Source organism: Promicromonospora kroppenstedtii DSM 19349 (genome assembly GCF_000515355.1).
Lineage (GTDB): Bacteria > Actinomycetota > Actinomycetes > Actinomycetales > Cellulomonadaceae > Promicromonospora > Promicromonospora kroppenstedtii.
In genome coordinates, this window is sequence record NZ_KI911572.1 from 13,922 (window position 1) to 21,921 (window position 8,000).

At 72.6% G+C, this 8,000-nt stretch carries 7 protein-coding genes; 1 reads left to right on the plus strand and 6 read right to left on the minus strand.

Annotated features, from left to right (window positions below; genetic code table 11):
* The first annotated feature begins 126 nt into the window (after nucleotides 1-126).
* Nucleotides 127-1,107 carry an oxygenase MpaB family protein gene (locus PROKR_RS01090; protein WP_051432569.1) on the plus strand — a complete coding sequence of 327 codons (981 nt, stop codon included), beginning with the start codon at nucleotides 127-129 and terminating at the stop codon, nucleotides 1,105-1,107.
* A gap of 49 nt (nucleotides 1,108-1,156) precedes the next feature.
* On the opposite strand, the gene PROKR_RS01095 is transcribed toward PROKR_RS01090, so the two are convergent.
* The 6 genes from PROKR_RS01095 to PROKR_RS01120 all read right to left on the minus strand — a co-directional run.
* Nucleotides 1,157-2,203: a hypothetical protein gene (locus PROKR_RS01095; protein WP_036958968.1), complete on the minus strand. Its 1,047-nt coding sequence runs from the start codon at nucleotides 2,201-2,203 to the stop codon at nucleotides 1,157-1,159.
* Nucleotides 2,200-2,751, minus strand: coding sequence for a sigma-70 family RNA polymerase sigma factor (locus PROKR_RS01100; protein WP_036958969.1), 552 nt, complete (start codon nucleotides 2,749-2,751; stop codon nucleotides 2,200-2,202). The genes PROKR_RS01095 and PROKR_RS01100 overlap by 4 nt, the downstream gene beginning before the upstream one ends.
* Before the next feature lie 130 nt (nucleotides 2,752-2,881).
* Nucleotides 2,882-4,600, minus strand: a complete 1,719-nt coding sequence (locus tag PROKR_RS01105; RefSeq protein ID WP_036958970.1) for a hypothetical protein — start codon at nucleotides 4,598-4,600, stop codon at nucleotides 2,882-2,884.
* Nucleotides 4,597-5,169 carry a sigma-70 family RNA polymerase sigma factor gene (locus tag PROKR_RS01110; RefSeq protein ID WP_036959003.1) on the minus strand — a complete coding sequence of 191 codons (573 nt, stop codon included), beginning with the start codon at nucleotides 5,167-5,169 and terminating at the stop codon, nucleotides 4,597-4,599. Before PROKR_RS01110 ends, PROKR_RS01105 begins: the two co-directional genes overlap by 4 nt.
* 75 nt (nucleotides 5,170-5,244) lie before the next feature.
* Nucleotides 5,245-6,990: an RNA polymerase sigma factor gene (locus tag PROKR_RS31225; RefSeq protein ID WP_084800186.1), complete on the minus strand. Its 1,746-nt coding sequence runs from the start codon at nucleotides 6,988-6,990 to the stop codon at nucleotides 5,245-5,247.
* Nucleotides 6,991-7,247: 257 nt separating this feature from the next.
* Nucleotides 7,248-8,000 (minus strand): class I SAM-dependent methyltransferase (locus PROKR_RS01120; protein WP_051432570.1); only part of this gene is annotated, 753 nt, incomplete at its 5' end.

Consider the following 8,000-nt stretch of genomic DNA (forward strand, 5'->3'; position numbering starts at 1 on the left):
CCGGCGTCCGGGCCTGGGCCCGGACCCGAAAATCAGATCGGTCGGTCGCATCTAGACCGGTCGGTTGATGGACCGGTCTCGAGGCAACCGACCGATCTCAATTTCGAGCGCCAAGGGCAGCCCCGGGTGCTGCAGGAGTTCCTCAGGGAGGTCACCGCCGTGCCCTCCTGGGTGGACTGGGACCTCGTGGAGCAGGGTGCGGCGGTGCAGCGGCGGCTCGGGCAGAATGCCGCCGACGTGCTGCTCCAGCTCTCGCTCGTCGGCGGGTACCGGTTCGGCGGGCCGACGGACCTGCTCGTGGCGACCGGTGCCCTGACCGGCAGCACTCTGCACCGCCTCGCCGAGACGCAGGAGTGGACCGTGGGGCTGACGGAGCCGGGGGCGCTGCGGCCGTTCGGCCCGGCCTGGCGGGCCACCGTGCACGTCCGGGTGATGCACGCCCTGGTCGGCGCGTCGTTCGCGAACCGGTCCGGCCCGGACTCCTCCGGCCCGGACCGCTCCGGCGCGGACCGCGGGGACGCCGAGCCGTGGGACACCGCTCGCTGGGGTCTGCCGATCAACCAGGCGGACCAGGCGGCGACGCTCGGCCTGTTCGACGGCACGCTGATCCTGGGGTGCCGCGCGCTGGGTGTGCCTGTCCCGCCGTCGGACAGCCGGGCGCTGATGCACCTGTGGAAGTGGGTGGGGCACCTGATGGGCGTGCACCCCGACTTCCTGGTCGACGACGAGTGGGCGCGCCACCGCCTCAACCAGCACGTGCTCCTGGCGCAGGCCGACATCTCGGACGCCGGGCCGCGACTGGCGCGGGCCGTGATCGCCGCGCAGGCCGAGCGGACCTATCCCGGCCCGGCGTGGTGGCTGCCGTGGCGGGCGCGGTTCGAGCGGGAACGGCTGCTGTCGATGCTGACGGCGTTCCTCGGGGTGCGGAGCATGCGCGAGCTCGGCCTGCCGCTACGCCCACCGTGGGCGCACGCGTACCTGCTGCCGCTCAACACGTGGCGTTACCGCGTGCTCGGGCGCTCCCAGCGGGGCCGGGAGCGCCTCGATCGATGGGGCCGACGTCGGAGCGCCGCCATCCTGGCGGGCTACCGGCCGGAACGTCCCTGACGTGTCAGACGCTCAGGTCACCGGAGTGACCTGAGCGCCTGACAGAGGGTCAGGGGTACGTCACCGGGTAGGGGTCGCTGTAGGCGAGCTGGAAGTTCTCCGGGTCGTCGCGCGTGCTGTACGGGGCGACGAAGACGACCTCGTACTCGCCCGCAGGTAGCGGCGTGAGGTAGTCGGTGGAGAAGAACTGCTCGTCATAGACCCGCTCGCCGCACCTCGCGAACTCGTCGAGCTCGACCGAGTAGGGCTCTCCGAGCTCCCATGTCTGGCCAGGCGCAACTTCCTCGTAGGTGCCGTCCGGGCCGTCGACCACGGCCTCCTCGTCCTGGGCCCAGAAACCCCCGTCGGACGGGCCGTCACTCGAGCTCACCATGCGCCCGTCCTGGAACAGCAGGTACTCCGGCGCCCGGCCGCTGGCCAGCTCATGCTCCTCACCGGCCACCTCGGTGATGGTGAACCCCGTGACCTCCCGGTCAGCGGGCGCATCGTTCGCCTGGACGGTGAACCGGACCGGGTCCGCGGGCAGGTCGCCGATCGGCATGCCGCAGGCGATCGGACGGCCCAGGTCCCAAGCCGCGTAGGTCTCGTCGAACGGCTCGAACGGCGGCCACCCCGCCTCGGACGTACCCGTCTTCGTCCCCTCCGCCGAGGATGACGCGCTCGGGTCCGGCGTCGGCTCCCCGATGGGGACGTCCGACGGCGAGGCCGAAGGCGACGGGGACGGGCTCGCCGTCGGGCCGGGCGACAGCCGCGTCGTCGGGACCTCCGAGGGCATCGGTCCCGACTCGGTGGCCTGCACGGTCGGGCGACCGGGCAGCGGCTCCGTCCGGGTCCAGGTCGAGGCCTGTGCCGCGCTGAACGCGAGCGCGCTGACCACGACCGCCGTGCCCACCCCCACCGCTCCGGCCTTGGCGATGCGCCAGGTGCGCACCCTGCGACGCAGGCGGCCGAGGTTCTCCTCGGGCACGCTCGGTACGCCGCGGGGAATGGCGCCGTCGACCAGCGCGCCGATGGTCTGCTTCAGGACGTCGCGGCCGTGGCCGAGACCGTCGCCGGGGCCGAGGTCGTCGAACCCGAGGTCGTCGTGCCCGCTCATCGGAGCTCTCCTTCCGGCACGAGCACGCCACGCAGGGCGTGGATGCCGTCGGCCAGGTGTCGCTTGATGGTGCCCTGCGCGATGCCGAGCGTGGCGGCGATCTGCGGCACGGTGAGGTCGTCGTAGTAGCGGAGCACCACGCACGCCCGCTGACGCGGGCTCAGGCCGCGCAGCGCGGCCGTCACGTCAGCACGCGCGGTGATGTCCGACGCCGGTGCCTTCACCCGGTCCTCGACCGCGACCTTGGGCTCGGCCTTGCGCCACAGCGCGAACCGGCGGGTCTCGTCGAGGTAGAGGTTGAGCATCGTGCGGCGCACGTACGCCTCGATGCCCGCGTGGCTGCCGTCGCCCTGGAGCGAGAACTCCGAGTATCCCTTGGTGCCGGCAGCCTCGGGCCGGCGGAACCGGCGGAAGACGCGGACCAGGGCGTCCTGGACCAGGTCCTCCGCCCGGCGCACGTCGCCCGTCAGCGCGTAGCCGTATCCCACGAGGGCCCGCCCCCGGGCCGTCACGAGCTCCGTGAGCTCGTCATCCCACCGCGTGGTCACACCCTCGTCCCCACGACTGATCGCTTGCTGGCCATGTTCCTACTCCTCACCCTGCGGGCCCCTGTGCCCCGCTCGGACTGCAACACGAGCGGGGCACGAAGACCGATGGGGTGAAGAACCCCCACGGCGATCAGGGCGTGGCGGAGTAGTACCGCCAGTTGCCGGCACTGTCGATCGCGATCCGCATCCCCGTGTAGCCGAAGCCCTCGGCACGCTGCGCGTCGGCGTCCCCCGGCGTGAGCACGCCCGCGTCCACCACCTCCTGCCAGGCCTCGTCCGAGTCGCGGAACTCGTCGGTCGCGACCCGGGGCCACACGTACGTCCCCGCGCCCTGGTCGGCCCCCACCGTTCCGGTCAGGAGCCCGACCAGGGTCAGGTAGTGCAGCGACTCGTCCTCGGGCAGGGCGAACACCTGCTCCGCGGGCTGGGCTGGGATCAGCAGCTCCGTGGGGTACTCGGTCGCCAGCTCGACGAGCCGGTCCTGGTCGCAGGCCAGCGCGGCGTCCACGATGGCCTCCGCGGTCGCCCCGGAAGCTTCGCTCGGCGCGTTCGCCGGGTCGAAGGACGAGCCGAGGCCGTCCGCGGAACAGGCGCCGGCGGCGTCGCCCCCGGTCGCGCCGTCGTCGGTCTTCGGGGCGAGGGTCGCCCAGAACCGGGTGACGCCGTCCGGCACGCTCGTCAGCCGGATGTCGATGGCCTCCTCGGCACCGCCGATCACGTCCCCCGACTCGAACGCGGACCGGTTGCATGGCACCTCGCCCGACGCGAAGGACTCGTTGGACTGCATCACCTCGTAACGCACCACGTCGTCCGGGTCGAGGCTCTCGCACTGTGCTCTGATCGCCGGTGTGCCGGTGGTCACGTACCCGCGCTGGGTCTGCTTGGCGGAGACCCAGTCCGTGGTGCGGTCCAGCTCGAACCGGGTCAGCTCGCCCTCGGCGGGCTCCGGCGGCTCGATGGTGCCGGCGCCGCCGCGCGTGCCGGTGGGGCTGTGCGCGCCGTCGGCGTCGAGGCGGACGGCGACCGGCTCGCTCACCGCCGTCTCCCACTGGCCCGAGTCGGACTGCGGGAAGGCCACCACCCGCACCTCGTAGTCGCCCGCGGGCAGGAGGGTCTGGAAAGTGTCGTTGGTCTCGGTCTCGACGGGAGCGCACGTGGTAAACGCACCGCCTTGCGCCTCGGTGACGTCACCGCCCTCAGAGCTGAGCAACGGCGCGCTCATGGCGGATCCCTCGAACGCGTTCGGTCCGAGGTCCACCACCACGCCGTCCTGGCTCCACACGAGGACCGGGGGCGCATTGAGCGACCCCTGGTTGCCGGAGACCAGCGCCGACATGCCCCACGACGTCGAGGGCTCGCCGCCTTCCTCGAACGTCTCCGCGTAGATGTCGCCGCTCGCGGAGGACGTCCAGCCCTGCGCCGTCGTCTCCAGGTCTTCCGCCGGCATGCCGCACGACAGGCCGGCGTCGAGGTCCTTGATCCACGAGGGCTGGTACCCGTCCTGGATCACGCTCGTGGCGGGCGGCCCCGACGAGGACGGCTCACCGGTCGGGTCCGCGGACCGGTTCGGGGCCACGTTCTCGCTCGGCGTCCCGGGCAGGACCGGCTCACGATCCCACACCGGCGACTGCGTGACGCCGAAGGCGAGCACGCCCGCCATCACCAGGCTGGCGCCGGCGAGGCTGCCGACCTTCACGGCACGACGGCGCCGCACGCGGTCGCGCACCACCGGGAACGAGACGTGCAAGTCGTTCACCTCCCCACCGGGCATGGCGTCGGCTGCGCCATGGAGCGCACCGCTCAGGAAGTCGTTCCGGTCGGTTCGGTCGTTCAGGTCGTCGTGGCTCATCGGGCGGCCCTCCCTTCGGCAGGTCGGAAGTCGTCGGGGCGCAGGATCTCCTGCAGACTCTTGGTCGCGTCGGACAGGTACCGCTTCACCGTGCCCTGGGCGGTGCCCAGGGCGTCGGCGATCTGGGGCACAGTCATGTCCTCGAAGTAGCGCAGCACCACGCAGGCGCGTTCCCGGGCGCCGAGCTTCGCGAGCGCCGTCATCACGTCGACGCGTGCCGATGCCGCCTGGTCGGCACCACGGGTGCTGGGGTCGTCGGCCAGGAGGTGCTTGATGCCGGACCAGCGCTGCCGCTTGCGGTAGCCGTCGAGGTAGATGGTCAGGACCGCGCGCCGCACGTAACCCTCGACGTTGGTGAACGGGGAGTCGAGGTCGTGCGCCCGGCTCCCCGCCGCCACACCGACCCCACCCCTGCCCGGACGGCGCAGCCGCGAGTAGACCTTCACCAGGGCGTCCTGGACCAGGTCCTCGGCGAGGGCGCGGTCGCCGGAGAGCATGTAGGCGTAGCGGACCAGCGCGCTCCCGCGCGTCCTCATCAGCTCATCGAGCTCGGTCTCCCATCCCGCCACGGCCACCTCCCCGGTGCGTGTGTGCTGTCATCGTCTCCACACACCCCATGACGCGCACCGGGGAGGAATCGTTGGTCACTCCCCGACGTAGTAGTCGGTGACGGCCTCCACGGCCAGGTACTGCGGTGCGCCGTCCGACCCGGGGTCGACCTCGGTGAGGGCGTACACCGAGTAGCTGCCGTCGGGCAGCGTGGCCTCGGGGTCGGTGAGGCACGACAGGTCCGGCTCGACCGGGACGACGACGGAGGTGTCGCCCTTCGGACCGACGTGGAGGTTTTCCTCCGGCTCCGACCAGACGTCACGGCCCGTCCCGATCACGCGTCCCGCGCTGAGCCAGACCAGGCCGATCGGCGTGCGGGTGGTGTCGAGGACTTCGCCCGCGGTCTCGGTGAACGTGATCGTCACCTCATCAGGAGCGACGGACTCGCCGCTGGTCTCCGCCGACAGCTTGAGACCCGCGCGTTCCGAGGGCAGCTGCGAGCCGGCCGGAATGTCGGAGGCGTGGGCGCCGCAGGTCAGGTCCGTGCCTGCCAGCCACTCGGGCTGGTAGCCGTCGCGGATGTCCACCGTCAGTGCCTCCTCGGCCGGCACGTCGACCTCCGGGACCTCCATGGTGACCGGCTCGCTGACGGCCATCCCGCCCGTGCCGTCGAGGTCGCTCCACGGCATGACCGCGTAGACGGCGTACGTGCCGGCCGGCCGCGGATCCAGGTAGGTCTCGGAGATCATGCCGACGGTCCAGTCGCCGCAGGCCGTGGCCGCGCCGGCCTCGGCGACGTCGTCCTGGGACCTCCCGGCGTCGGGCAGCACGTAGCCGCCCTCGTGCCAGCCCGCCCCGAGGTCGACGACCTGGCCGTTCTGGGCAAACACCAGCATGGGGTAGCCGCCGTCCAGCGCCGGCCCCTCCGTGTCGGTCCGGGTGATCCGGACCGGCGCGGTCAGGCCGTACTCGTCGGCCTCCAGGTCGCCGGTCAGCTCCAGCTCCACCGTGTCCGACGTCGACGTCAGCTCCGTGACCTCCATGCCGCACCGGTACTTCGGACCGTGCTCGCTCCACTGGCTGGGCACCTGCCCGCCCGCCTGGGCGCTGGACAGCTCGGGGCTCTGCGTGGCCGGCACCACCGGCTCGGACAGAAGTCGCGACGGCCCCCACAGCGCGGCGACGGCCAGCATGCCCGCGACCACCAGCGAGGCGCCGCCGATGGCCGCCACCTTGACCCCGCGGCGGCGACGCACCATGCCGGAGACCGCGTCGAGCCGCTCGTCGAGCGTCGTGTCGATCTCCGGGACCGCGATCTCCGCGAGCGAGTCGCGCAGCAGCTCCATCGCGTTGGACAGGTGCCGTTTGATGGTCCCCGGGCTCGTACCCAGGGTCTGTGCGATCTGCGGCACGGTCATGTCCTCGAAGAACCGCAGCACCACCGACTCGCGCTGCCGCGGGGAGAGCCTGGCGAGCGCCACGCCGACGTCGACCCGGGCCGTCGCGACGCGCTCCGCCGCGGGCGCGCGGTCCTCGTCGGCCAGCAGGTGCTTGATGCCGGTCCAGCTCGTCTGCCGGCGGTAACCGTCCAGGTAGATGGTCAGCATGGCCCGGCGCACGTAGGCCTCCGCATTGGTCAGCCGCGGCTGGTCCAGGTCCGTGACCTGGGAGGTGCCCGACATGTCCCGCGGCCGCCGCAGCCGCGAGAACACCTTGACCAGCGCGTCCTGCACCAGGTCCTCGGCCTGCCCCCGGTCCCGGCACAGCGTGTAGCCGTACCCCACCAGTGCGCGGCCCCGCCGCGCCATGAGCTCCTCGAGCTCGCTCTCCCACTGCGCCATCGGTGACGCCCCCTTTCCCTCTCACCCTCTCCGACGGGCGGGAGGAGCAGAACGATGATGGCTGGTGACCGGTCCGCTGAGGCCGATCCCCTTTGAGGCCTAAGTTTCTTCGCTTTGGCTGGCCGCAAAGCGAAGAAACTTAGGCCTCAAAGGGGATCGGTCGGGACGGGACGGGATCGGGCGGATCGAGCGAGACGGGACTGGACGGGACTGGACAGGACCGGTCGAGCCCGGGCAGGCGGGTCCGGTCGTGCTGGTCAGGACGTGCGGCGGGCCGCCAGCAGGACCGTGGTGTGGCGCACGGTGAACGCGCCGTCGGTCACGGCCTCGTTCTGCTCCAGGGCAGACCGGACGCCGGCCAGGACCGCGCGCCGCACCGGCTCGGGCAGCCGGCCGAACCCGCCCGACGTCGGCACCTGATCGAGCCACTCCTCGACGGTGTACCGGCGCTCCCAGGCGTGCCGCCACCGCTGCGGCGTGCCGAACCCGCCCACCTCGGCCAGGCCCGCCTCGGCGCGGTCGAGCATCGCCTCGTAGCCATCGGCCGCCGAGCGGCCCGGCGCGTACATGCCCGCCCCCGGCGTGCCGGCCAGCTCGCGGGAGTACAGGTCGTGCAGCACCGACCGGAGCGTGCGCGGCAGGTCGGCCGCGTGCCAGAACACCGCCAGCACCCCCTGGTCGCGCAGCACACGGGCTGCCTGAGCGGCGCCTGCGACCGGGTCCACCCAGTGCCAGGTCATGCCGGAGACGACGGCGTCGAACCGCCGTCCCGCCGGGTCCCACCCCTCGAACCGCGCCACCTCGACGTCGAGGCCACGCGCCTCGGCCACGGCCGCCATGCGGGCGTCGACCTCGACACCGAGCACCTCGGCACCTGCCGCGCGGAACGGCAAGGCGGAGAGGCCTGTTCCGATGCCGACGTCGAGCAGGCGGGGTGGTGCGGGCTCGGCGGCCGTGCCCGGTGTGCCATCGCCGGCGGCCGGTCGGCCCTCGCCCAGCCGGCCGTCACC